The sequence below is a fragment of the Nostoc sp. KVJ3 genome (genome assembly GCF_026127265.1).
In the GTDB taxonomy this organism is placed as follows: domain Bacteria; phylum Cyanobacteriota; class Cyanobacteriia; order Cyanobacteriales; family Nostocaceae; genus Nostoc.
The window spans coordinates 1-22,527 of record NZ_WWFG01000016.1; the positions used below are offsets into that span (position 1 = coordinate 1).

General features: G+C 42.6%; 30 protein-coding genes and 2 pseudogenes. 12 read left to right on the plus strand and 20 right to left on the minus strand.

Annotated elements, in window-relative coordinates; all coding sequences use genetic code 11:
* From GTQ43_RS40275 to GTQ43_RS41650, 4 genes are all read right to left on the minus strand, one after another.
* The coding region (locus tag GTQ43_RS40275; protein WP_265278298.1) for a hypothetical protein at positions 1-635 on the minus strand (635 nt) is incomplete at its 3' end.
* Between the two features lie 239 nt (positions 636-874).
* The gene (locus tag GTQ43_RS40280) at positions 875-1,261 is read right to left on the minus strand and encodes a hypothetical protein (protein WP_265278227.1); all 387 of its coding nucleotides are present in this window, start codon (positions 1,259-1,261) and stop codon (positions 875-877) included.
* Positions 1,262-1,511: 250 nt separating this feature from the next.
* A complete protein-coding gene (locus tag GTQ43_RS41645; protein WP_321162574.1) occupies positions 1,512-1,892 on the minus strand; it encodes a site-specific integrase in 381 nt (126 codons plus the stop codon).
* A complete protein-coding gene (locus GTQ43_RS41650) occupies positions 1,823-2,380 on the minus strand; it encodes a phage integrase N-terminal SAM-like domain-containing protein (RefSeq protein ID WP_321162572.1) in 558 nt (185 codons plus the stop codon). Before GTQ43_RS41650 ends, GTQ43_RS41645 begins: the two co-directional genes overlap by 70 nt.
* An 85-nt stretch (positions 2,381-2,465) precedes the next feature.
* Here GTQ43_RS41650 and GTQ43_RS40290 point away from each other — a divergent pair, with 85 nt between their 5' ends.
* From GTQ43_RS40290 to GTQ43_RS40315, 8 genes and pseudogenes are all read left to right on the plus strand, one after another.
* Positions 2,466-2,681 carry a helix-turn-helix domain-containing protein gene (locus GTQ43_RS40290; protein ID WP_265278228.1) on the plus strand — a complete coding sequence of 72 codons (216 nt, stop codon included), beginning with the start codon at positions 2,466-2,468 and terminating at the stop codon, positions 2,679-2,681.
* Between the two features lie 113 nt (positions 2,682-2,794).
* Positions 2,795-2,947, plus strand: coding sequence for a hypothetical protein (locus tag GTQ43_RS42025; protein ID WP_414859202.1), 153 nt, complete (start codon positions 2,795-2,797; stop codon positions 2,945-2,947).
* Between the two features lie 222 nt (positions 2,948-3,169).
* Positions 3,170-4,327 (plus strand): DUF4158 domain-containing protein, encoded by a 1,158-nt coding sequence (locus tag GTQ43_RS40295; RefSeq protein ID WP_265278229.1) that lies wholly within the window; start codon positions 3,170-3,172, stop codon positions 4,325-4,327.
* A gap of 177 nt (positions 4,328-4,504) precedes the next feature.
* Positions 4,505-4,705: a hypothetical protein gene (locus GTQ43_RS40300; RefSeq protein WP_265278230.1), complete on the plus strand. Its 201-nt coding sequence runs from the start codon at positions 4,505-4,507 to the stop codon at positions 4,703-4,705.
* Between the two features lie 120 nt (positions 4,706-4,825).
* A pseudogene (locus tag GTQ43_RS42030) lies at positions 4,826-5,211 on the plus strand (Tn3 family transposase); the annotation flags it as partial.
* A gap of 67 nt (positions 5,212-5,278) precedes the next feature.
* Positions 5,279-5,377, plus strand: a complete 99-nt coding sequence (locus tag GTQ43_RS42035) for a Tn3 family transposase (RefSeq protein WP_414859205.1) — start codon at positions 5,279-5,281, stop codon at positions 5,375-5,377.
* Positions 5,378-5,423: 46 nt separating this feature from the next.
* A pseudogene (locus GTQ43_RS42040) lies at positions 5,424-5,734 on the plus strand (Tn3 family transposase).
* Positions 5,670-5,990, plus strand: a complete 321-nt coding sequence (locus GTQ43_RS40315) for a transposase (protein WP_265278232.1) — start codon at positions 5,670-5,672, stop codon at positions 5,988-5,990. Before GTQ43_RS42040 ends, GTQ43_RS40315 begins: the two are co-directional and overlap by 65 nt.
* Here GTQ43_RS40315 and GTQ43_RS40320 read toward each other — a convergent pair.
* From GTQ43_RS40320 to GTQ43_RS40370, 11 genes are all read right to left on the minus strand, one after another.
* Complete coding sequence (locus tag GTQ43_RS40320) at positions 5,976-6,521, minus strand: glycosyltransferase family 2 protein (RefSeq protein ID WP_414859206.1); 546 nt, start codon at positions 6,519-6,521, stop codon at positions 5,976-5,978. The two genes, GTQ43_RS40315 and GTQ43_RS40320, sit on opposite strands and share 15 nt — an antisense overlap.
* Positions 6,522-6,560: 39 nt before the next feature.
* The gene (locus tag GTQ43_RS40325; protein ID WP_265278233.1) at positions 6,561-6,797 is read right to left on the minus strand and encodes a hypothetical protein; all 237 of its coding nucleotides are present in this window, start codon (positions 6,795-6,797) and stop codon (positions 6,561-6,563) included.
* Positions 6,798-7,006: 209 nt separating this feature from the next.
* A complete protein-coding gene (locus tag GTQ43_RS40330) occupies positions 7,007-7,231 on the minus strand; it encodes a glycosyltransferase family 2 protein (RefSeq protein ID WP_265278234.1) in 225 nt (74 codons plus the stop codon).
* 724 nt (positions 7,232-7,955) lie between these two features.
* Positions 7,956-8,255 (minus strand): toprim domain-containing protein, encoded by a 300-nt coding sequence (locus GTQ43_RS40335; protein WP_265278235.1) that lies wholly within the window; start codon positions 8,253-8,255, stop codon positions 7,956-7,958.
* 400 nt (positions 8,256-8,655) lie between these two features.
* The gene (locus GTQ43_RS40340; RefSeq protein WP_265278236.1) at positions 8,656-8,925 is read right to left on the minus strand and encodes a hypothetical protein; all 270 of its coding nucleotides are present in this window, start codon (positions 8,923-8,925) and stop codon (positions 8,656-8,658) included.
* Positions 8,926-9,492: 567 nt separating this feature from the next.
* A complete protein-coding gene (locus tag GTQ43_RS40345) occupies positions 9,493-9,636 on the minus strand; it encodes a hypothetical protein (protein ID WP_265278237.1) in 144 nt (47 codons plus the stop codon).
* 58 nt (positions 9,637-9,694) lie between these two features.
* Positions 9,695-10,510 carry a hypothetical protein gene (locus tag GTQ43_RS40350; RefSeq protein ID WP_265278238.1) on the minus strand — a complete coding sequence of 272 codons (816 nt, stop codon included), beginning with the start codon at positions 10,508-10,510 and terminating at the stop codon, positions 9,695-9,697.
* The gene (locus tag GTQ43_RS40355; RefSeq protein WP_265278299.1) at positions 10,464-10,790 is read right to left on the minus strand and encodes a relaxase/mobilization nuclease domain-containing protein; all 327 of its coding nucleotides are present in this window, start codon (positions 10,788-10,790) and stop codon (positions 10,464-10,466) included. Before GTQ43_RS40355 ends, GTQ43_RS40350 begins: the two co-directional genes overlap by 47 nt.
* Before the next feature lie 52 nt (positions 10,791-10,842).
* Positions 10,843-11,082 (minus strand): hypothetical protein, encoded by a 240-nt coding sequence (locus GTQ43_RS40360; RefSeq protein WP_265278239.1) that lies wholly within the window; start codon positions 11,080-11,082, stop codon positions 10,843-10,845.
* Between the two features lie 66 nt (positions 11,083-11,148).
* A complete protein-coding gene (locus tag GTQ43_RS40365) occupies positions 11,149-11,439 on the minus strand; it encodes a MobC family plasmid mobilization relaxosome protein (RefSeq protein WP_265278240.1) in 291 nt (96 codons plus the stop codon).
* 288 nt (positions 11,440-11,727) lie between these two features.
* Complete coding sequence (locus tag GTQ43_RS40370; RefSeq protein WP_265278241.1) at positions 11,728-11,892, minus strand: hypothetical protein; 165 nt, start codon at positions 11,890-11,892, stop codon at positions 11,728-11,730.
* A 257-nt stretch (positions 11,893-12,149) separates the two neighbouring features.
* Here GTQ43_RS40370 and GTQ43_RS40375 point away from each other — a divergent pair, with 257 nt between their 5' ends.
* The gene (locus tag GTQ43_RS40375; protein WP_265278242.1) at positions 12,150-12,422 is read left to right on the plus strand and encodes a hypothetical protein; all 273 of its coding nucleotides are present in this window, start codon (positions 12,150-12,152) and stop codon (positions 12,420-12,422) included.
* A 596-nt stretch (positions 12,423-13,018) separates the two neighbouring features.
* Entirely contained in the window at positions 13,019-14,698 is a 1,680-nt protein-coding gene (locus GTQ43_RS40380; RefSeq protein WP_265278244.1) for a flavin monoamine oxidase family protein, read from the plus strand.
* Between the two features lie 269 nt (positions 14,699-14,967).
* Here the strand turns inward: GTQ43_RS40380 and GTQ43_RS40385 are convergent, their stop codons facing one another.
* Positions 14,968-15,273, minus strand: coding sequence for a type II toxin-antitoxin system RelE/ParE family toxin (locus GTQ43_RS40385; RefSeq protein WP_265278245.1), 306 nt, complete (start codon positions 15,271-15,273; stop codon positions 14,968-14,970).
* The gene (locus GTQ43_RS40390; protein WP_414859203.1) at positions 15,273-15,503 is read right to left on the minus strand and encodes a ribbon-helix-helix domain-containing protein; all 231 of its coding nucleotides are present in this window, start codon (positions 15,501-15,503) and stop codon (positions 15,273-15,275) included. Before GTQ43_RS40390 ends, GTQ43_RS40385 begins: the two co-directional genes overlap by 1 nt.
* 586 nt (positions 15,504-16,089) lie before the next feature.
* Between GTQ43_RS40390 and GTQ43_RS40400 the strand changes: the two genes are divergently transcribed.
* Positions 16,090-16,332, plus strand: a complete 243-nt coding sequence (locus tag GTQ43_RS40400) for a hypothetical protein (protein WP_265278248.1) — start codon at positions 16,090-16,092, stop codon at positions 16,330-16,332.
* Here the strand turns inward: GTQ43_RS40400 and GTQ43_RS40405 are convergent.
* The 3 genes from GTQ43_RS40405 to GTQ43_RS40415 all read right to left on the minus strand — a co-directional run bounded on the left by GTQ43_RS40405 (position 16,272) and on the right by GTQ43_RS40415 (position 21,188).
* Positions 16,272-19,820, minus strand: coding sequence for a PriCT-2 domain-containing protein (locus tag GTQ43_RS40405; protein WP_265278249.1), 3,549 nt, complete (start codon positions 19,818-19,820; stop codon positions 16,272-16,274). The genes GTQ43_RS40400 and GTQ43_RS40405 overlap by 61 nt on opposite strands.
* A gap of 263 nt (positions 19,821-20,083) precedes the next feature.
* A complete protein-coding gene (locus GTQ43_RS40410; RefSeq protein ID WP_265278250.1) occupies positions 20,084-20,809 on the minus strand; it encodes a hypothetical protein in 726 nt (241 codons plus the stop codon).
* A 145-nt stretch (positions 20,810-20,954) separates the two neighbouring features.
* Entirely contained in the window at positions 20,955-21,188 is a 234-nt protein-coding gene (locus GTQ43_RS40415) for a hypothetical protein (RefSeq protein WP_185585979.1), read from the minus strand.
* Positions 21,189-21,409: 221 nt separating this feature from the next.
* On the opposite strand from GTQ43_RS40415, the gene GTQ43_RS40420 reads away from it, so the two are divergent.
* Positions 21,410-22,525, plus strand: a complete 1,116-nt coding sequence (locus tag GTQ43_RS40420; protein WP_265278251.1) for a ParM/StbA family protein — start codon at positions 21,410-21,412, stop codon at positions 22,523-22,525.
* Positions 22,526-22,527: the final 2 nt, after the last annotated feature.

A 22,527-nucleotide genomic window follows, 5' to 3' on the forward strand; every position in this document is an offset into this window, starting at 1 on the left:
TGGCTTGGGCTAAGTTGAGCGGCATTCCTAGCTTTTTGAGAGTGCTGAAGAAAAAAAGCGTCTTCTCCGTGTTGCTGAAGTGTGACTGGTGCGAGTTTCCACAAATCCCAACTTTGCTTGAGCAGAAACCAATGTTGTTCTGTAATTTCACTTAGTGGCTGCATCGTGGCATGGTATTGAAAGCGTAAAAACATTTGCTTGAGTCTCTCGACTCTCAGAACGTAAGAGTCGGACAACTTCATCTGACTGGAGGAGAAATGATTGTAGAGGACGGTAGAATGTTGAACGTGAAGAAAACGAAACCCCACTATTGCTGCTAGAGTTAAATACTCCCGGTCTGCATCCAATTGAGTCTGTGGATCATTCCACACTTGTAACTCTTGCAAGCGCACTGCTGTAGAGCGACGAATTAGGAAGGCATGAAGAGGTTGCCAGTTATGCATTAGTCTCTGCATTCTTTCGTCGTCATTCTGTTGGAATGCGAAAGCAATTCTCAATTGACACTGCTCGTTTTGATAAAAGCACCATTGCCAATCACCATAGGCAATGTCAAAGTGACGATTTTGTTCTAATGCTGCTACTTGCAAGGCAATTTTTTGGGGTGTCAATTCATCTGAGCCAGAAAGCCATTGGATATAGTCACCAGTAGCTAAAGCTAATCCATGATTGTAAGCAGCACTCGCTCCTGGTTGCTGGCATTGAGTTAATTACACGTCCTTTAGTTGTGCTGGCAAATTGGCGACTAATTTCGCTCAAGTTCTCGGTCGAGTCGTGTTCAACAATAATAATTTCCAGATTCGATAAATTTGTTGTTGGCAACTATGTAGACAGGCGGCAAATCTGCTGGCGTTATCACTAGAGATAATAATGGAAACTAGGGAGGCAGTGATGGACTGGCTCTGATTTTGATTGAAAGCGGGAAAATGTATGACTTGAATTGTTCTACAGTTGTACGAAAATGAGTTTCAATGGTTGGTCGCAAATCGCTGTAGCAGGCGTTGGCGGGGCGACGATAAAATTCTTCTAGGACTTGAAGCCCATTTGCTAACCATCCAGTACAGTTAGATTGAGTAACGATGCTGTCAGGCAACCAGCGTTTGCGAACTAAATAGTTGGGGATGTGTACTGGAGTCCCGTGTGCAAAAAGTCTTAAGTAAAACTCCCAGTCATGACAGCCTTTCAACTGTTCGTTTAATAAACCAACTGTTTGGAAGACAGATTTGGGTACGACGACTTGAGAGAGTGTGTGAATGGGGTACAACCGGGATACGTGCAAAATGGGACACGATGCAAAGTTTTGTTAATATACTTGCAATAATGCAAACTGTATGGGTTAGTTTTTCCCAAAACTCACTCTCTTGACGCAGAGTATAGTGTCTTCTCTTCAACTACCAGCAAAAACATGATTATTTTGTATAAAAACTCGTGCTAAATATCAGCATAATAATTTTAATCTTCATAGTAAAAAGCATTGTCAAAATATAAACTCTTAAGAATTTAAGTTAAACTTTTTAAAGCCTGACGTGCAACTTCTTCCGCCCTAGCAGACGTAACTTTTTGGTAACGTAGAGTTTTTGAATATTCTCATGCCCCATCAGTGCCCGCAATTCCTCAATACCCATTAGCCCAACACGCTCAGTAGCAAAAGTATGCCGTAAATCGTGGATTCTGACTCCGACTAGCTCCGGATATATACTTATTAACTCTCGCCAATATTCATGCACAGTGCGATAGCTAATTCTACTAACAACTTTAGTCACTGGCTGTTGTGCTGTGAAGAGTGCATCTACGGTATTGTGGCGCTCATATAAGATAAATTTACTTAATGCCTCGGCAGCCCCATCACTAAAATAACAACAACGCCGTTTGTTACCTTTACCAAGTACTTGAATTTATATAAGTCTTGGTTAACATCATCTATATTTAACGCTAAAAGCTCTGATATACGGCAACCTGAGCGATGTAGAAGATGCACTATAGCATTCATACGTAGGTCAGATTTAACAGAATAATAAAGGATATTTAACTGTTCAGGTGTTAAATATCTTACTACAGAATCAGTTTTATGTTCTCCCCTATCAGGATTTGGTTGACGCTGTTTTAAACCATTAATGGGATTAAACTTAATATAACCTTGCTCCACAGCGAAATTAAACAAACTTTGTAGTATTGCTTGGTACTTGCGATGAGTTGTATAGCTGCAATCATCCAAACTTCTTAAATACTCAATTAAAGTCTGCTTACCGATAATCTCAATCTCCCAAATACCGTATTCTCCAAGTATTGGTTTCAACACCAATTCATAAGTACGTCTGGTACTTTTAGCTAAATCCGGGCGTGACAAAAACTCAGTAATAACAGTGGCTAAAGTAACAGTCAATTTCTCTCCAATTTATGTAATTTCTATCGAGACAAACAATCATTATTTAATATATCTTTTTTTAGAATAATAATGATGATTCTTGATGGATACTTTGAAGACACCCATGCCACAGGAACCGATTGGCGACTACATTAAGCGGTTGCGTGTGGAATTAAAGATGAGTCAAAATCAGCTAGCTCATCAGGCTGGTATTCACCTGCATACATACGGAAAAATAGAACGGGGGATCACGACGAGATTAAATCACAAAACCCGTCGGGGGCTAGCTAGGGCTTATCGATACCAATTGAGTACTTAGAAGGAATTTGTAGCGATGAGGAAATACAGCAACCATTTACCAGCATTAAATTTTGTCCCCAATGCTGGACTCCAGGGACACCCACAGAACCGATTTGGAACGATATCAGGTCATTGTACTGCTTTATGTGCGGGTTTGAGCTTGTTGCCCACTGTCTCAAATGTGGTAAATCAGTGACAACTTTCAAGCATTCCTACTGTCCTTTTGCGGCTTTTATTACAAAAATACGATTGTTGAAATTGGTAGTAACAGAGAGCATGCTTTGAGAAAAAACTCTCGAACCAAAGAAAAAGTGAAGATTTTGTTTTATATCTATAAAAGCAAATACCAGTATGGACAATCCATCAATATCAGTGTGACATCAATTGAACGTACCGCTTATCCTAGATTCAAACGCCAATTTACCACCAAAGAACTTACTGAGATTATACTCCAACTAAATCCGAAATTGCTTTCGCTTACAATACGACGAAAGGTGAAAGTAATATTTGAGTCTGCTCGTCATTTTAAAATCATTCCAAAGACTGGGTTACTTTCCATCGATTGCAGATATCCCACTGAAAATTATTAACCATATTCGCAGTCATTTAAAATTTGCTCTTGATATTGTTTTAGGTTATGAAAATAACAAAACAATGTACCGACATCGAACAGCTATCCGCGAATATCTTCAAGTTAAATCTTTTAATCAGACTGCGCTGCATTTAGCGGTATCTGCGGTGAATGAATCAGCCCAGGTGATGGATAATCCTGCTGATTTAATGAATGTGGCAATTGCCGAACTAATTAAAAATAGATATGAATTACCAGGATTTAACACATTAAATAGATTAGTACGCCGAGTTAGGAATGTAGTCAATCAAAACCTATTCAATTTGGTACTTAGTCGCCTAAGTAATGATTATCAACAACGTCTACTCGACCTTTTAGATAATCATCCAGTCGAATATAGAAGTCTTTACAATAATCTCAAGCAACTTCCTAAACGCCCAACCCGCAATCATCTCAATGATTTAATTGTACATTCAATCTGGCTTGATTCTTTGGGAGATATTAAACCACTCCTTGCTGATATGACAGCAGCTAAGATTCAACACTTTGCTGCTGAAGCGAGAGTATTAGATGCGAGTGAAATCAAAGAGTTTAATTTGCCAAAACGAATTACTCTAATATTATGCCTGATTTACTCGGCAAGCGTGATGACGCGAGATAATTTGGTCGAGATGTTTCTCAAAAAAATGCAGTTAATTCATAATCATGCCAAAAGAGAATTAGAACTTATCAAACAAAGATATCAATCAACGGTTGAGAAGTTACTGGGGGTTTTCACTAATGTTCTACAAGTATTGGTTGATGAACCGCCAGAAGTTCAGACTGTCGATCCGGTCGAGCGAGTTAATCAAGTACTCATTCCATCCGGTGGTGCTGAACAACTATTAACTGAATGTGAGGCGATAAATGCCTATAAGGGAAATAATTATTTTCCCCTATTGTGGCAATTTTATAAAAGTCATCGCAGTACTTTCTTTCGGTTGCTAGGTGCTTTGAAGTTTTCATCCACTACCAACGAACAAAGTGTAGTTGAGGCATTAAATTTTATTTTAGAAAATCAGTCACGGCGGGGTCAATTCTTCAATAATAATTGATTTAGATTTTGCTTCTCCTCAATGGCAGAAACTTTTATTCGTCGAACAAGGAAACAAAACTAAAATTGTGCGTCGCCATCTGGAAGTTTGTGTTTTTTCTTACTTAATGGCTGAATTGAGGTCGGGGGATATTTGCGTCAAGGGAAGTGAGAATTACGCTGACCACGAGAACAGTTGTTGCCTTGGTCAGAATGTTTACCACTGATTGACCAGTATTGTGGAGATTTGGGTTTTGCTAGTGATGCGGTTGGTAATGTTTACGAACTCAAGTCTTTGTTGACTGTAACGGCTTTTAAAGTGGATGCTGGTTATCCAGATAATCGTCAACTTGTGATTAATGATTTGGGTGAACCTGTATTAAAAAATTCCACGTCATGATTTGAGTCCATCAGCTAAGACTTACTTGAGGCTGTGGAACAAAGGTTTGGTGAACGTAATTTGATTGATATTCTGCGGAATGTCGATTATTGGACTAATTTTACACGCCATTTTGGGCCGATGAGCGGCAGCGATCCGAAATTAGAACGGGCGACAGAACGTTATTTGTTGACTAGTTTCACCTATGGTTGTAATTTGGGGCCGACTCAAGCTGCAAGACACATGCGGGTATTGTCACAAGTAAGGAAATATCGTTTGTTAATCGGCGTCATGTGAGTGTGGATAAATTGATGCAGCCTTGTGGATATTATTAATCGCTACAATGTTTTAAAGCTTCCGAGCATTTGGGGTGATGGGACAACTGCGGCGGCTGATGGGACTAAGTACGACTCTACGAAGAAAATTTACTCTCTGAGTATCATATCCGCTATGGTGGCTACGGAGGCATTGCTTACCACCATGTTTCTGATACCTATGTGGCGCTATTTAGTCATTTTATTTCCTGCGGAACCTGGGAGGCTGTTTATATTATTGAGGGTTTGTTAAAAAATCTTTCTGATATTCGCCTCATCGATTCACGCAGATACTCAAGGGCAATCAACGCCTGTGTTTGCATTATCACATATGTTGGGGATTAAGTTAATGCCCGGATTCGGAATTGGAAAGATTTAAATTTCTTCGCCCAGATAATGATACGGTTTACAAGCATATTGATTCTTTGTTCAAGGATGCGATTGATTGGGAGAAAATTCAAACCCATTGGCAAGATATTTTACAGGTTGTGCTGTCGATTCAAACTGGCAAGATTTCGAGTGCGGTGCTGTTACGAAAACTGGGAAACTATAGTCGTAAAACAGATTATACCAAGCTTTTCAGGAGTTAGGACGGGTAATCAGGACGGTATTTCTGTTGCAATATATTTCGGATATGAAGTTACGACAACAGATTACTGCGGCAACGAATATTGTTGAGTCTTATAACGGTTTCTCAAAGTGGTTTTTCTTCGGTGGTTTTGGAGTTATTTGCTAATAATGACCCAATTGAGCAGGAGAAGATTGTTAAATATAATGATTTGGTTGCTAATGCTGTGATCTTCCACAATGTTGTAGATTTGACTGAGGTTTTGCGTGATTTCCTGAAAGCTGGTTATTTGATTACTCGTGAAGATGTGGCGGCGTTGAGTCCTTATATGACGAGTCATATCAAGCGTTTCGGCGATTACTTGATTGATATGGAGACTGTACCGAATTTGTTGGATGATGACAAGCTCTTAGTTTTGGCTTGAGAAATTATGAAGGTAGTTCTGGCAAGGGTTGTAGAGTTTTTGTTTACATAACTTTACAACGTGTCCCATTTTGCACGTATCCCGGCTGTACCCCTGAATGAAACATCGCCAAAGCATTGAAAGAATCAGGTCATCAGGATGGCTTGGACTGAGGCTCATTCGGTCGCCCTTGTGGTCAACGCTTGTGATGGCGATATAGTTGCAGTAGCTGAGGACAGAGTGGGTGTTTTGTTTGAGAGTGTCAATTTGATGTTGCAGGTAATCTGGTAGCCATTGGTCGTCGCTGTCGAGGAAGGCGATAAATTGTCCGAGTGCGTTTTTGATGCCCAAATTTCTAGCGGCAGCAGCACCAGTATTAGTGGGTATTTGTAACAGTTTTACCTGTGGATAGTGTGTATGAATCCAATCAGCAGTCCCATCGGTAGAACCGTCATCAATTACAATAATTTCGTAGTCAGTATAGGTTTGACAACAGACGCTATCGAGAGCGTGATTAAGATAATCTTTTCGATTGTAAGTTGGAATGATAATCGAAACAGTGGTTGGTGAATTTAAATTTGCTGAGGGGAGTTAGAAGTGTTTTTGAGAGCGGTGTTTAGATTTAATAGTAAAATGAGCGACGACTTGCATAGATAGCTCATATTGGCTGTCTAACCCCCGCCTTTTGAGTGCGTTATTGATTGCTTTTTGAGACCAGCGAATCGGTTCAAACTGTTCGTTAGTCAAATTGCCAGAGTGACGGCGATAATAATAAAGAGGTTGAGGGATATGGTAAAAGTCGGTGACTTCAGACAGTTTTAGACACAAATCATACTCTTCGGCATAAGTAAAGTTCGGATCAATACCTCCACTTGCTCGTAAACGGTGCGGCGTATTAAGCGGAAATGGAAGATCATAAAGTCAACAAGTAGCCGTTCTTTGGAATAGGGGATTTGGCAACGCTGCCCGATTCCATGCAGGTTCCCCTGTTCGTCCATTAGTTGATAGTCTGTGTAAACAAGTCCTACCAAGGGTGGTTATTCAGAATGGAAATTGTCTGTTCTAAGGCGGTTGGAGCTAGAAATATCGTCACTGTCTACCCAACCGATATAATCTCCAGTGGTTGCTGCAACCGCTCCGTGGATAGCAGGGGCAATACCAGTATGTTTGGCAGCTATGACTCGGATGCGTTGATCTTGCTGGGCATACTCGGATGCAATTTCAACGGAGCGATCTGTAGAGCCATCGTCCCAGATTAACAATTCAAGTCAGACCAAGTTTGAGCTAGGACACTTTTAATTGCCGCAGCAAGGTAGTTTTTCTCGATTGTAAACTGTGATGACGATAGAAACAGATATTTTTCATCAGTTAACGCCCAATTAGTAAATTCAGCTATGCTTTATACGTTCAGGTAACATGATGAGTTTTTGACAGGAGATATTCTGGAAGCTCTAAAAATGGCTGAACGCTTTATCCGTTCAGGTAACATGATGAGTTTTTGACAGGAGTGCTGCTCAGAACTTTGACTAATAATTTTTCTGCTGATCATGATTTTTCTGCTTAGGCGTTAACACTTGCCGCCCCGAAGTCTACGGAAATATTTGTCAACTTTAATTCAAGCAACTCCGTAATCTCTACTATTGAGTAGGCATTGCTCAATTTTGATACTATTTTGACATTGTTAATTACTTACCTCACTTCCCTTCAGTGGCAAGCTGATTGTCCTATGCTGGCCGGCATAGCGATCGCACGGCACCTTTACCAAAACCTCTCCGTACTACCTGCCCACTGTTAAGCATTAATATATTCAAAAGGTCTACAGTGTCTTTCTTTACAGGATTTAAGAACTCGTGGCTCGGAGTCGGCGCAGCGAAGTGGCTCTTGCGGCTTGCACGATCTAGTTGGCCCAACCAGTAATCTTTCTGCCCGTAAGAGCCACCGACTCGAGAGCGTAGCGGTCACGAGTTCGTCGGCGATGGCGCGAGATCATCGACTAAAACCTCGCCCCCGTTGCTTTTGCTCCAGCATCTCTTGCTGCTGCTGCCGCTCTCTAACAAAAACCTCATTCCAACTAAGCCCCTTGGGTGCAATTCTTTTAGCCTGGGGTAGCATTTCCTGAACAACCTGGGCAGCTTCATTACCAAGATCATCATTATTAAATGCCAGTCCAATTCTGCTGATATTTCTGAGGAGTTCAAAAGGCAAGTTATCCTGGTCATCCACTGCCATGTACATTGTTCTAACTGGTGGTTGCCCCTTGTGTGCATTCCTATCAATCTCTGCCATTGTCAGCGCATCAATGGGGGAAGAACAAGGTATACTCTCTCAATTTTATCGTCAGGCTCTCCACCCAATTTGAAATGAAACCACCCAGGAGAGCGATCGCCTCCGCGGGGCGTAGCCCATCGCTGTTTTCGGGGTACTCCGTACAACGATTGTCAATCGTGCGGTATCCCAAACCAGTGCGCCTGACTTAGAACCATCTAAACCCCGCTTGATAAACAAACCTGAGCCTGTTGATCTATATAACCCAACCCTGCCGTTGTAATGGTTGCACAAGAAAATTAGTTATAGCGCGTTTTTGAGTCAGGTAATACTGTAGTACTTGCCTTTGCTTTCATCCTCTGGTGGAGGTACAAACTGGGTTGTTCTTGTAAGTGTGCCAGTTGATTGTTAGCGATTAAAACTAATGCTTTAGCTTCATCAATAGTCCATCCGGCTGACTGGCAAAGATAATTTCTTCAACATCTTGGGCTGGTTTATCATCTAATAGCGCCCTGATTGCAATTTCTTTATCTCGGTCAGTCACTAATAAGTTTTGCAAGTCGGCGCTGTAATACTCATATAACTCGGCTGTTTGATTCGGGGTTAGCTTTGGTTCATCTGTGGTTATAGTTGGAGTTTGATTAAGAGCAATTGCGTCTACTGGTTTTTGCGATCTATGGAGTTGCTCCAAATAAACAATCGCTGCTTCCAGGTCGTCGAATATGCTTCTTCCGGCTGATAGTGCTGTGATTTTGAGAAAGTTGTTGTGTTAATTCTAATACTGTTTCAGTTAAGGCCGATTCAACAGTCGATTGCTCAATATAATCAGAAATTGATGAAATGGCTCTCTTCTCTAGATATGATTGTAACTCAGTTGCAAGAACTGCATCCAGGTCATTGAATGTAGTTTTAGCTGTAATGAGTTCCTCTTTGTATTGAGAAAGTTGTTGCGTTAATTCTAATACTGTTTTGGTTAATGCTGATTCAACAGCCGATTGCTCAATATATCAGAAATCGATGAAATAGCTCTTTTCTCTAGATATGATTGTAACTCATTCGCAAGTACTGCATCAGGTCATTGAATGTAGTTTTAGCTGTAACAAGCTGCTCTTTGTATTGAGAAAGTTGTTGCGTTAATTCTAATACTGTTTCAGTTTAAGGCAGATTCAACAGTCGATTGCTCAACGTAATCAGAGATTGATAAGATAGCTCCTTCTCTGCATGAGATTGTAACTCAGCCGTCAATGCTGTTTCAAAGTCATTGAATGTAGTTTTTCGCTTCAAGTAGCTGCTGATGATATTGAGAAACTTGCTGTGTTAATCCTAATACTGCTTGGCTTAAAGCTGACTCGATAGCTGATTGCTCAATATAATCAAAGATTGATGAAATGGTTTTCTTCACTGCATGGGATTGCAACTCAGCCGTAAATGCTTCATCAAAGTCATTGAATGTAGTTTTATCAATAAATAGTTGCTCTTTGTATTGAGAAATTTGCTCTGTTAATCCTAATACTGTTTTCAGTTAAAGCTGACTCGATAGTTGATTGCTCAATATAATCAAAGATTGATAAAATGGCTTTCTTCACTGCATGGGATTGCAACTCAGCCGTAAATGCTTCATCAAAGTCATTGAATGTAGTTTTATCAATAAATAGTTGCTCTTTGTATTGAGATAGTTGCTCTGTTAATCCTAATACTGTTTCAGTTAAAGCTGACTCGATAGCTGATTGCTCAATATAATCAGAGATTGACAAAATTGCTTTCTGATCTGCGTGGGATTGCAACTCAGTCGTCAACGCTGTTTCAAAGTCATTGAATGCAGTTTTAGCTCGAAAGAGTTGTTGCCGATAAATAGATAGTTGTTCTGTTAATTGTGGCAACGTTTCAGCCAAGGCATCATCAACTACTGACTGTTCAATAAAGTCAACGATTGTATTTATGAATCTTTGGCTCTCCACTGCTTGCTCTTTAGGATTCTTCAACAGATTCTCAATAAGCTCATCATCCCGTTGGGGCTGGTAGTCAATAAACTTATGTTTTTGTAAACCTGGGAATGTATAGGCAGGCCCCAAAGATGTGCCGCTGAATTTCTGGTCATTCCACGAGTACGAGATGCCCTTACTTTTACCGTTGCGTGTTAATCCGTGACGAACTTCTACACCTTGTAATTGCAATCGCTCAACCAGTTGCGGCATAGTCGGTTTATCTACTATGGCGCGGTCGATTACTTCAATTAGTTGGGTTTTGATTGACTGTTGTGGCGGCGTGTTTCTCAAACCATGCTCGTATTCTAGTTGTTCCCTTTCGATTCGTCGCTGTTGCCCCATAGCTGGGGGCGCGGTTCAGTTTCTCCTTGCTACTTAGAGTTTGCTGTAAACCATATTCTAGTTCTAGCTGTCGAATGATTTTTTCAGAGCGCACATACTCCCAGCTATCGCGGGTAATCTTGCCGTCATCCAAACTGATTCTGCTGGCGCAAATATGTATATGGTCGTGGTTGCGGTCGCTGTGGCGGTAGATGGCATATTGGTTAGCTGTGTAACCCATTTCCTCGATGTACTTGTCGGCTACAAGGCACCAAGTATCATTGTCTAGCTGTTCGCCTGGCTTAGTGAGAGCGAAACATGTGAACTACTTTCTCCGCTTCTGGATTAAGTTGTCGAGACAGTCGGAATTCTCTAGCGAGTTCTCTGGCATTTCTGCCAAACATATTGCCGCCAATTAAAGATGACTGCTCTTTGTTTTCAAGATAGTCAAGGAGTCCACGAAAGCTTTTACCCTTGTTTAGTTGCCAATCATTTTTACTCCCAGTCCTCCTGCTCTCCGTCGTCGTCAATGTCATCGTCATCAGTAATTTCAGTTTCGATTTGGGACAGTTCCCGACCAATTTGTTTTAAGAGTTGTTGTAGCTGTTCTAGTTGTTCTGGATCTGCTGTGGTCGCAGTCCCATTTTAATAGCTGTATTGGTAGCTCTGGTAAGTTGATTAATATTGTTGCCGATGCGTACTAATTCTCTATAAGTAGCTAGGGTTATTTTGCTCAGTCGTTTTGGCAGTGGTTTTAGTAAAACACTGCGTCGAGTTAATTCAGCTATGCTTAGTCCCGCGTCTTGTGCTTTGAGCTTAATCATCTCGTGTTCGATTACGTTGATACGAGCTTCTAATGTCTTAGTACGAAGCAGGTTTTTTGACAGTTTCGGGCGCATAACTGTGGAGGTATGAGAGGGGGTTTCCAAAGCGGGGACACTTCCCCTTTGGCAAGCCTGTCGTCCGAGCGAAGCGAGGTTTGCCGGAGGCAAAAGGCACGGCTTGCTTCTAGCCCAAATACGGGGAAAGCGAAGTATCGTGTGCTACGTATGTACGGAGTCACAGCGATAGACTGGGGGCGAGGGAAACGACAGCGTAGCTGGGGGACGATTTCGGGTGATTCAGAGTGAGATGAAGTCTGATAACAGCATAGCTGTTTCGTCATAATTATATCAGTGTTTGCTGAATCACTGTGACGGCGTAGCCGAGGTGTATTGGCTAAAGTCAGCAACAGTCAACATCGGGGGAACATAGCAACAGCGTAGCTTGAACAGGATAAATATATAAGCATCTAATAAATGATGGTTAGGCGTAGCAGCAACAAAAATTCTAATCAGCGTAGCTGAAACCATCTGAGAATCTGGAGTTATGCTTTTTTAAAAAATAGTGGAGAATAAGGGAATTATGATAATCAATTTAATTTCATAGCAATGGTTGAGCCAAAAGATTCTGGTCAGATTACGTATAGCAAGATTGATAAGGCGATTACTGCCTTAAAGGATCTCAAGCCGAAAGAGCGGGATAGTATATCGGAAAGAGTTGCTATCAGAAAAATGAGACGGTATATCGAGAAACTGACCTCTGATAGTATGGCTATACTTACGATGAAGTGTCAGAGATACTGAAAGAGTTGGGCATTCAGTTAAGTGGTAGCAGAATCAAATATTTATTGGGTGAGGTCAGGAAAAATACTCGCCGCAAAAAGAAGCCTCTTGAGAATGAAAATCCTGGTGGGTCGGAGAGTATAAAGAGTGCGACCCAGAATTTACCTGTAAATACAGCATCCTCAGATGCTGCTAGTGCGCCTCAGAATTTACCTGCAAAGACCACTAAAAGCAAAAGAAAAAATCTTGATCTAGTCAAACCAGAGTTAGAGGAGTAGACAAGACTTGAAGCTCAACGTCGGCGGATACCCTTCTCCCAATCCCTACTCTTATTGAAACTACCGAGTCTCTACAGAAGATTTGAGAGCAAACTGGTTGGACTAATACCAAACTTCATCGGGTTGAGAAAAGTTTGGGGACAGATCCGAATGGTACTAAGAAAAGGGAAAATCGTTGAGCCAGCTCTTGTGCTCTTGAGCGGAGGAGCAGGGAGAAAGAAGAAGGAAGAAGCATACGGACAGAAACAAGAGGCATACGGAAAGAAGCAAGAGAAATTCTCCTCTGCCCCTCTGCCCCCTGCTCTCTGCAATCCTTACGCCGCCTACCCTTCAGCTTAACTTAGTGCCATTCGGACAGATCCTTTCTCACAGACGACGGTAAGAATTCACTCGTTGCTTTTGCATGAATCTATCCCACTTTTGACTGTTAAGGGACAGTCAAACCCACAAAACACTGATTGATTCTTGGTAAACCAAAGCTTTCAGGAGGAATTTGATTACTTTTCATATTTAATTTCATTACTTCATCAAAAAAGTCATTTCAACCTGCAATTATTAATATTATTTTCAAATTAGCGGTAATAGAGGTGCATTGAATGGCTAAGTCTGCACTAATGGGATCTTTGCAACGTGCTTATAAAATTGCGAGAGCATCGATAAAAACTGGCATTCCCGCAGATGAGATAGTTGACATTTTAAAACAAAAAACCACTCGTCGCCGCTTACTGTATGGGGGTTTGGGATTAGCAAGCGCATTAGCTACAGCTACCTGGCATAACGGACAGGATTCTATGGCTTTTGGCACAATTCCCAAGGTGCTGGTAGTGGGTGCGGGAATTGCTGGCTTAACTGCTGCCTACCGTTTACGTCAAGCTGGGGTTCCTGTAGACATTGTTGAGGCGAGGAATCGCGTTGGTGGTCGGATGCGTAGTTTAGCCAACGCCGCAGGTACTAACGTGACTGTGGAACTAGGTGGAGAGTTTATTGATACAGATCATACAAAATTGCGATCGCTAGCTCAAGAATTGGGTTTAACAATAGTCGATATACTCGCCACTGATCAGGGATTAGTGCCAGAAACATGGTATTTTCAAGGACGCAAAATTCCCGAACTAGAAATTATTAGTTACTTCATTCCTTTAGCACGTAAAATTGACGAGGATTTAGTTGCAATTGGCGATGGAGATGTAACTTATCGCTCTTACAATCAGGCAGCTTTCGCTTTAGATAATACTTCTATTGCAGAGTATTTAGAGCAAGCACAAATTAATCCCATTCTCCAAGAAATGCTGAATGTCTCTTATACCACCGAGTATGGCCGAGAAGCAGCAGAACAATCTTGTTTAAATCTACTGTTTTTAATTGGTACCAACACTGATACATTCTCACTCTACGGTGAAAGCGATGAACGTTACACCATTCGTGGCGGTAACGACCAAGTACCACATCTGCTAGCGAATTACTTGGCAAATGTTATACAAACTGAAACAGAATTAGAAGCTATCTGTATCCGTCCCGATGGTCGCTATCGAGTTAGTTTAAAGTCTGGCTATAAAACCTTTGATCGTACTTATGAAAGAATCTTGCTGACCTTACCCTTTACCACTTTGCGTTTAGTGAAGTTGGATGTGAATTTACCAGCATTTAAAAAGAGAGCGATCGCTCTCTTAGGATATGGTACAAATGCCAAGTTAATTACAGCCTATCAACAAAAATTGTGGCGCAATAAATATAACTCAACAGCAGCAACATTTACTGATACAGGCTTTCAAAACACCTGGGAAGCCAGTCGCTACCAAAAAGGCCCCAAAGGTCTGGTTACTGACTTTACTGGTGGTAAACATGGTTTATCTTTAGGTAAAGGTTCAGCCGAATCTCAAGCCCAAATATTTTTACCACAGTTAGATCGGATTTTCCCCGGAATTAAAAACCTCCGTCAAGGTGAAGCCATTCGCGCCTATTGGCCTGGAGAACAATATACACGAGCCTCCTATGCTTGCTATTTAGTCGGACAATGGACAAGCATCGCTGGAGCAGAACAAAAGCGTGTAGGTAATCTATTTTTTGCTGGCGAACACTGTTCTCTGTCCTACCAAGGGTATATGGAAGGCGGTTGTGCAACAGGTGAAGTTGCAGCTCAAAGAATCCTCAAAGATTTAGGTTTGCGAAATATCTCTGCTCAACAGAAAAAACCAATTAATACCAATCAACTTTTGCGCCGTCATCCCAGGATTCCAAGGGACGAACGTTTTTCTGACGACTACACCCAAGAGTAAAAAGTATGTACGCGCTAACCACTTTTCATCGTCGTCTAAGTCAGCCAAATTTTTATTACTACCGCTATTAAGACTATCTAATAGCAGGAGTAATATTTTTTCAAACGTAGCCCAGCCGCCCCCACGCTTGGTAAATCGGCTCACGCATTCCTGACAAATATCAGCAAGGGAGGCGGTTACAGTTTGGGTAACTTCTGCTACGACTGAATTAGCTCCTGTTTTGGCGTTGACTATGTTGGCGAACTACAAATAGCAATCTGATAGTTTGATTATTCTCCAGCAAGTTCTCGCGCAATATCCATATTGGCCGCCAGTACACGCACGATTTCAACAGGGGTTTCCCCTCGATAGATCAGGAAATAGCGGGGATGCACCAACCAAAAACGAACGGGTAACGGTGTTAGGTCAGAACGATACTGCCCGATCCTGGGATTATCTGTCAGCAACTCACAGGCCGAAAGAAGTTTATCAAGCATCCGTTCGGCAGCATCTGTATTATCTCGCGCAATATAAGCGTAAATCAAAGCCAAGTCTTCTTCTGCTTGCTCAGAGAGAACATAAGGTTTTGGGTTCATCACACAGGGGGTTTCATAAACTTTTGCGCCTTGTTACGAATGCGTAAGCGTGCGCCTTCGGCGGTCAGACTTTGGCCATTGTCAAGTTGGCCTAGACCAATGGCAATCTGTTCATTGAGCCACAGTTTATATTCCTCGGAATGGTCGTTAAAGCGTTTCAACAGACGCAATCCTTCCCGAATCACTTCACTTTGAGAATGGTACAAACCAGACTCAACCTGTTTCTGCACGAACGCTTCTAGCTCAGGAGTCAGGGAAATATTCATTTATCTCTCACAATTAACCAGAATCGCTATTATAATAACAGTTTTTGTTATTGCTTGCCTTTAACAGTACAGCCAAAAGTTAAGGCAGGACGTTTCAAAAATTTTCAGCCTAGTTACAGGAGAAACACAATCAACCATAGTGCGAGTGCTTGCGCTGTGACTTGTCAGTTGCCTTGTCTTAATTTGGTTACGCTTTCGTACTGCTAGAAGCATTACAATTCTCAAAGCTTTAGTTTAATTAAACTGATGACGTTCACCTATTCTCTATACCCAGATAATTGGTCAGAAATTGCCACGGACGTTAAGCAACAAGCCCAATGGCGTTGTCAAAAATGCGGGTTACACTGCATACCGCCTGGTGAAAAAACATCACATCTAACACGCTCAAAACGCAGAGTGTACACCCTACAGGTTCATCATTGGGACAGGAATCCAGCAAATAACTACAGCGGCAACCTTATAGCTCTTTGTAGTGCTTGTCACCTTTTATACCATAGAGGTGGGAAATCAAATGTTTCACCGGGGCAGCTATCTTTGTGGTAAATAAGTCATGGATGATGATACTCAAGAACTAATCGCAATTCAGCAAGAACTTTCAGGAATCAGCTCACGCCTGAGAAAGATTTTTCCGTCAACTCATCCCCAATTTGACAGCGTGTTTGAAGACGTGGGTGCAGCTTCTTATTACATTCGGGAAGCTGGTTATCGTCTAGAATCAGTTCTTATGACTGTTCAAGGTGATAGCGCAGGTTCTGCGAGTGACCCAGAGATTGAAGAAACTGAAATTGAATAAACTTCAGTAGGCAGACAACTCAGTACAATCATCAGCAGTGAAGCCCTAACAGCCGGGCTACAGAAATTCAAAACTCGCCGCATCGCCCTACTACCAAGAACTTCGGTAACTTCCGCAATCCCATCTAGGGAAGTTGGGAGTGATGATTCTGATTCAGCAATCAACATCGGGAAGTATGTACGGGCTAACCACTTTTCATCGTCGTCTAAGTCAGCCAAATTTTTATTACTACCGCTATTAAGACTATCTAATAGCAGGAGTAATAATTTTTTAAAGTGCTGCCAGCCCCCCCATCTCTGGGTAAATCGGCTCACCCAAGCTTGGGAGATTTCAGCAATATTCGCGATCGCGGGTTGGGTAATTTTCTGTTTTGACTGCCAAAGCTGCGTTAATGCGTTGACAATGGCGTGTCCTGTCTGCTCACTGGCTTTACCCGCTTCGGGGCAGAGTTGGAAAGCATCAACGCTTTCTAATTTAACTCCTGGTAATTCATCTAAAAGGAAATTGAGGTCATAGTCAGCGCAGAAGTAGAATGTTAGCTCCACATTGGAGCGACGATGAGCGCGTAATCGCCCAATCTCTTGTATAATTTCTGCACGGATCAGGTCTGTGAGATACTTTTGGAAAGTGCTATTTTTATCTTCCAGGTTGACTGGTTCACCAGTCATCACCTGATATTGTGCTGCTAAAACACCGATGTTCTGGTAAGGAATGCCAAAACTAGCGATCGCATCACACTCACTAAACCGATTAACACCACGCCCATCGACAAAGTGACCGTATTCTGTGCGGCCCTCGGCTTGGGTTGCAATTTGTTTCCAATCGATAATCCCAAGGGTGGGGCAGAGTTCTTTCAAGGTTTCTTTGAGGGCATTAACACGAGCGCTTAGTGGAAGGGAGCGATTTTTGGGCAGTTTACCCAGTCCAGTGACGTTGACGACTTTTAAATTGCCATAGTCTGGGCGTTGTTGCTCAATTATTAACACAGGATCATTGATGCCCAGTTTCAATTTCAATTGCTGGGATTTGAATGTGGCATCAAGATAAATATTAAAGTTCGCTGATTTGGCCAATTCAGTATGCTTGGGGTTTCGGCGGTAAATGCTGAGTACACCCCATTGAGACTGAAAACTACCATCACCCTTCCAAGCTTCGAGAAAGTCAGGCAACCAGTAATTAGGCAAGTCAAGAAACTCCCTGCCTGCCGTTCGTGCGCTGTCTTTAACTACCTTTTTGGCAGCATAACGAGCCGCAGAGCTTTTTTTGAGTTGTTTATCTTGGGTAATATCAATTGAGTCCAAGTCCTCTAAGAAAGTTAAATCAGGTTCTGAGGCTTGGCGAATCGCTTCGATATCTAAGCCTGTGGGGAAAGGGGGCAGCAGCGCTCGGATGCTGGCATCATCAAACCCGTAGCGGTCAGTGGATTTAAGTTGTTGAGTTAACAGTTGGTGTAAAACTAAGAGTGCAGGTTGCAGCTGTGATAGAAGATTTGGTTCTAACAGTAGCAGTTTGCCCACGGTGGTTTCAAAATCACCTCGGTTCACATCAACGCTCCGCACGGGCTTGATGAGTGTGCCAGCTTCTTCCCATAACCGCCCAACGGTGAAAGTTTGTTCAGCAGCATTAGTTAAGGTAACAGGGGTAGAGTCTGGGTGCGCTCTGAGTTCAGAATAATTTTGAATTGCACTGCGCTTTTGAAAGCGGAAGCCAAAACCGTCCCCGTAAGCAAAACGGCACTGATTCTTAAGGGAACAACCGCCACAGATGGGGCTGATGCCGCTCTCTTCAAAATCAAGGCTGCTAAAATTCTTGTTGCGGAAGGCGTTAAATAAGTAAGTTCTGTGACAATTGCCGTCAGTGTCGGCAGTCTCACCCGCTTTAGTCCACAGTTTAAAGTCTTCACCAAGGGGAGTTTTGCGGGTGGGATCTAGTTTAAAGCCGTTGTGTCGCACTGGCAGGTCAACAAAATTCGTCTCAATGGGCAGTGTGGATGGGTTTCTGTGGTTGGCATCCTGGTAAATTAATTTATCAACGCCGAATAACCCCGCCGTCAATTGCCCCGCGTTGTAAGACTTACCTAGTCCAGGGTGAGAATTATCTAAGATTTGTGTCCAGCCCTTAGAAACAGCTTCCACCCAAGCAGCAATATGTTCCTCTGGCTGGCAAGAGATAGAGATATTGCCTGTAATTTCGCTTCTTAAAGGTATATTGCCTCTGTTGTAGATAATTACATTGGGCGAAGGCGTGTCAATTTCGGGTAAGGGCTGCGGTGATGGGGGCGCTTTAAATCCTTTAAATATCGAACTAAATGGAGCGATCGCTTGCTTTAATAAATTTTGGAAGCTGCTCAAGTCCTCTTTGACTCGCCCAAGCTCCCACTGTTCACGGTTAATTACTCCTTGGTCGCGTTCGTTATATTCATACTGCCGTTGCGGGAAGCGAAAACCATACTGTTTGGCAATGTGAAACAGTGTTCCGATCGTAATTCCCCCACGCCGAAAACTGCGAATCTTAGCGTGGATGTTCCAAGTTGAGCCTTTGATGCTGGGCGACCACTGCTCGGCTATAATTTCCGCCTCAGATGCCCCATAATGGTTAACCAGTGCCATCAACACCTGACGGCATTCGTCATAATTGCCGCTTCCTGGGGTGCGTGGTGGGATGAATGAAAGCGCGTTCTGGATTAGCTGGTCAATGTCCCAGCCTTCAGTTAGGGAAACCTCACGCCACTCTTTACGCCGTGACTCAATTTCCTGAATTCGTAGCTGATACTCAATACGCTCCTGTTGCGCGATCGCGATCGCTTCACTTATCCATTCTGCTGGTAAAGTGGCTTCAGGGTTGACTAGCGGGAATTCGGCTTCTGTACTGCCGTAGAAAACACGACTTGCATCCTTACAAGCTGGGTCATGGGGCAACTGCTGCATGAGGAAGCGCGTACAAGCTTCTACAGTATCAGCGCCTTGGACATATTCGGGCAGAAGGAAAACCAACCGGAATTTATGCCAGTCTGGTTTATGACTGGCAGTAGTGTAAATTAAAGCACAGTGTTTTTTAATGAAGGGATGGGCTAGGGCTTCTGAGATCGTTAATTGGTGATCGTAAACTTTGATAGAATTACCGTTTGCGTCCAGTATTGGTTTGCCGTCCTCATCACGGGCGACATCGGAATTATCGATGTCGAGGAGCAACCATTGAGAACCGATGACATTGGCCTTGCTTCGCCATTTCCCCCCTAACAGTCCGGCACAGATGGCGTGACCTGCTTTAATATGTTGCTGGACATCGGCTAGAGTGCCCTCTACATCAATGAAGTTACCGGCCAGCTTCTTAAAGTCCCAGTCTTTGTTTGTGCCAGTTGCGTTAAACGCAAACTTGATTATGCGACTCTCAATCAACTCAAGTTTTGTCAAAGCAGCAGAATTTGCCCCTTGAGCATCTGCTGATTGCGCCGATACTGAGTGATTAAATTGTTGTAATGGTGACATGAAATATTCCTCCTGAAGTGTGTTGGAGGAATTGGAGCTATCCCGAAAGTAATCTTTTAGTACAAACGTTCAAAAATATAATTTGATAAAATTTCTCAAACGCTGTTTACATCTGGTGAGCCAGTGTGTACATTGGCTTTACACCCAATCATGTACGATAAAATTACTGTTAGGGATATTAATTAGGCTTCGACACCCGATAACCCCAATTCCGTTTGAAAACCCTGCTGTCTCGTCGAGACGTGGGGTTTTCAGTTTTTAGTCTATTCGTACTTGGCTAACCAAGCCTTGACAAACTCGGTGACTTCCTCCTGTTGAATAACAAATGCAGTACCTTTTCTCCTGAGAGCTAGAAGTCTCATACTTCCGATCGCAGAATAAAGATGTGGATTGTGATCACTAGCCGCCTTGGTAGGAGGCCATAAGACCAAAACTTTTACTGTCGGCGTTTTTGTCACCTCTTTCGAGGACATTCCGAACAAGGCTCTATTTTTAGTTAGCCATCTCTCATAATCCGATAGCTCAACCAGTGGACAGGGTTTCCAGGTGGTTAAACCACTTTTATTCTTCTTTTTGACCTGGAGAATTTCTTTGGTTTCGTTGTAGACAACCTCACTATCTCCCCGCGAACGAATAGAGATAAACAAGTGCGCCTTTTGTGGAAACCTGATAAACAAGTCGATAGGGTTCTTATCTTCTGGCTTAAGCACCGGAAAGACTTGTATCCCAAGGCTTTTAAACTCATTCAAAAGTACAGCTGTTAATTTTTCCAACCGCGCCAGTTTTTGAATTGCTACCAATGGCTTGTAAGCCAATCCAAAAAGAACCCAGCCAAATGGATGAACTATGCCTCCTGTAGCCAGCGCAGCACCACCAGCCGCTAGAGCTTGAGTGGACGCATAATCTTTCGCCTCCCTAAGCATCTCTAATGCCGGTTCGTTGTGCGGCGGGAGTTGAAAATCGGTTGGTGAGTCTTTCACTGTAGTCATTGGAGACAACAAAATTAATGATGTGAAATTATACGAACTGTACCGATAGTAATGTTTGACACTGGATTTTGAGCAAATAGTCCTACTTTCTGTAACTAGGCCAGAATTTCCCTTAGAGCGTTTTTTTCTGATTGGCTTTGTTTGGTCATGCTGTACCCTTACCTTTTTTGCCCTTGGGTGTGGAGGAAGGTTGCTCATGATTTGCTAGCCAAAGGCTAATTGCTTCATCTAGTGCATCGCTTTGGGTTATTTGCAAAGCAGTGCAAGCAATTTTAAAGTTTAAAGCTTTCTCCTTCGGTATGTACCCGCTAACTTGAGTGAAATTTGGATCGTCTCGTCTTGTTACCACATCACTGTTTTCTATTTGTTCTGAAAACATTTTGACATTATCTCAAGAAAATTAGTAAAACATTACTTCATTACTTCATGAAGCAATGCTATCATAACACTAGGAAGCCAAAAAACGACGCATAACATAGGTGACAGAAGCCGGAAAGCGAAGTGATGGCAAGCCCCCAACTGGATATGTGGATTTAAAGCGATTTAGCCTCTAAATTCTGCAAAGCCAGAAAAAACAAGACTTTAACAATCATCTGAACCATGACAGCTATATATTCCAATGCCAAAAATTGGCTAGTCCAAGCAGACTTGTTAGCCAAATCCGGGCTAACTGACCTCACCGCTGGAAAAGACTCAGGTGCAGGGTATGGGAAGGCAATCATCGGTGATTTTTCTATCATGATGCCTGCCGCATACTCACTTGTTCGCAATCGAAACATCATGCATCACGAAACCATCTCAAAAGATGGGGCATGGGTGCGATATGTAGAAGGTTCACGCCTGGACTTAAAAGACGTTCAATTCTTCTGGGGCAGTGCAGCGATCGCTCAAACTGACCACACTCTGTTACACGACGACAAAGCCAAAAAAGCAGAACTGGCATTAGAAAGCATTCTTGCAGACTTAGCAGTTCTCAACATTCCTCATGGAGTCAAGCTAGAAATTAGTTTGAGCAATCACAACCCAGAACGCTGGGCAACTGAGATTAAGCGCAGAGTTGAAGGGACTCACACCTTTGAACATCTGCACCCTGTAACCCGTTCCATTGTCAGCAAGACAGTTGACATCGTGGTGACAGGCATTTATCCCGAAGGTTTTGGAAGCATTGCCCACTGCTTATTCGGTGAAGCGTCCCTGGTGCTTGACCCCTCAGAATTAGCGATCGCACTCGATATCGGTTCATCAACTTGGTTGATTACCGTGTTTAACGGCAGTGGTGCAGTGATTGACCGTCACTTGATTGAAGGTGGAGCCGGTGAACTGCACTCGATGATTGCAGAAGCACTAGACAAACGAAACGACAGAGTAAGTCTGCTGTCCAAGGATGTGAAGCACTCACCCAGCTTGGTGAACCAGGGGATTATCGAAGGCACTTTCACTTATGGCGGCAATCATCTCACAGGCAAGAAGTTTGAAACCGAGTACAGCCAGTGTCTAGATGAATGGTGGAGTAACAGGATTGAGAAATTCGCCAACTTTGTCACAGCAGGTAATTACCTTGATAGAGCGAAATACCTTGTCGCCTGGGGTGGGGGTGTTTCCTTGCCAGTGGTGGATCAGAACCTAGCCGATTTAGGTTTTGTGGTCTTGAATAATCCCCAATTCATCAATGCTTTGGGGTTGAAACTATTAACTCAAATTGCAAAGGGAGCTTAATT

Bases quoted from the DNA above. Each gene is read 5' to 3' on its own strand.
- GTQ43_RS40290 (WP_265278228.1), top strand. From the start codon at position 2,466: ATGGATACTTTGAAGACACCCATGCCACAGGAACCGATTGGCGACTAC.
- GTQ43_RS40335 (WP_265278235.1), bottom strand. From the start codon at position 8,255: ATGGCAGAGATTGATAGGAATGCACACAAGGGGCAACCACCAGTTAGA.
- GTQ43_RS40360 (WP_265278239.1), bottom strand. From the start codon at position 11,082: ATGACGATGACATTGACGACGACGGAGAGCAGGAGGACTGGGAGTAAA.
- GTQ43_RS40365 (WP_265278240.1), bottom strand. From the start codon at position 11,439: ATGCGCCCGAAACTGTCAAAAAACCTGCTTCGTACTAAGACATTAGAA.
- GTQ43_RS40370 (WP_265278241.1), bottom strand. From the start codon at position 11,892: ATGGTTTCAGCTACGCTGATTAGAATTTTTGTTGCTGCTACGCCTAAC.
- GTQ43_RS40380 (WP_265278244.1), top strand. From the start codon at position 13,019: ATGGCTAAGTCTGCACTAATGGGATCTTTGCAACGTGCTTATAAAATT.
- GTQ43_RS40385 (WP_265278245.1), bottom strand. From the start codon at position 15,273: ATGAACCCAAAACCTTATGTTCTCTCTGAGCAAGCAGAAGAAGACTTG.
- GTQ43_RS40400 (WP_265278248.1), top strand. From the start codon at position 16,090: ATGGATGATGATACTCAAGAACTAATCGCAATTCAGCAAGAACTTTCA.
- GTQ43_RS40405 (WP_265278249.1), bottom strand. From the start codon at position 19,820: ATGTCACCATTACAACAATTTAATCACTCAGTATCGGCGCAATCAGCA.
- GTQ43_RS40410 (WP_265278250.1), bottom strand. From the start codon at position 20,809: ATGACTACAGTGAAAGACTCACCAACCGATTTTCAACTCCCGCCGCAC.
- GTQ43_RS40415 (WP_185585979.1), bottom strand. From the start codon at position 21,188: ATGTTTTCAGAACAAATAGAAAACAGTGATGTGGTAACAAGACGAGAC.
- GTQ43_RS40420 (WP_265278251.1), top strand. From the start codon at position 21,410: ATGACAGCTATATATTCCAATGCCAAAAATTGGCTAGTCCAAGCAGAC.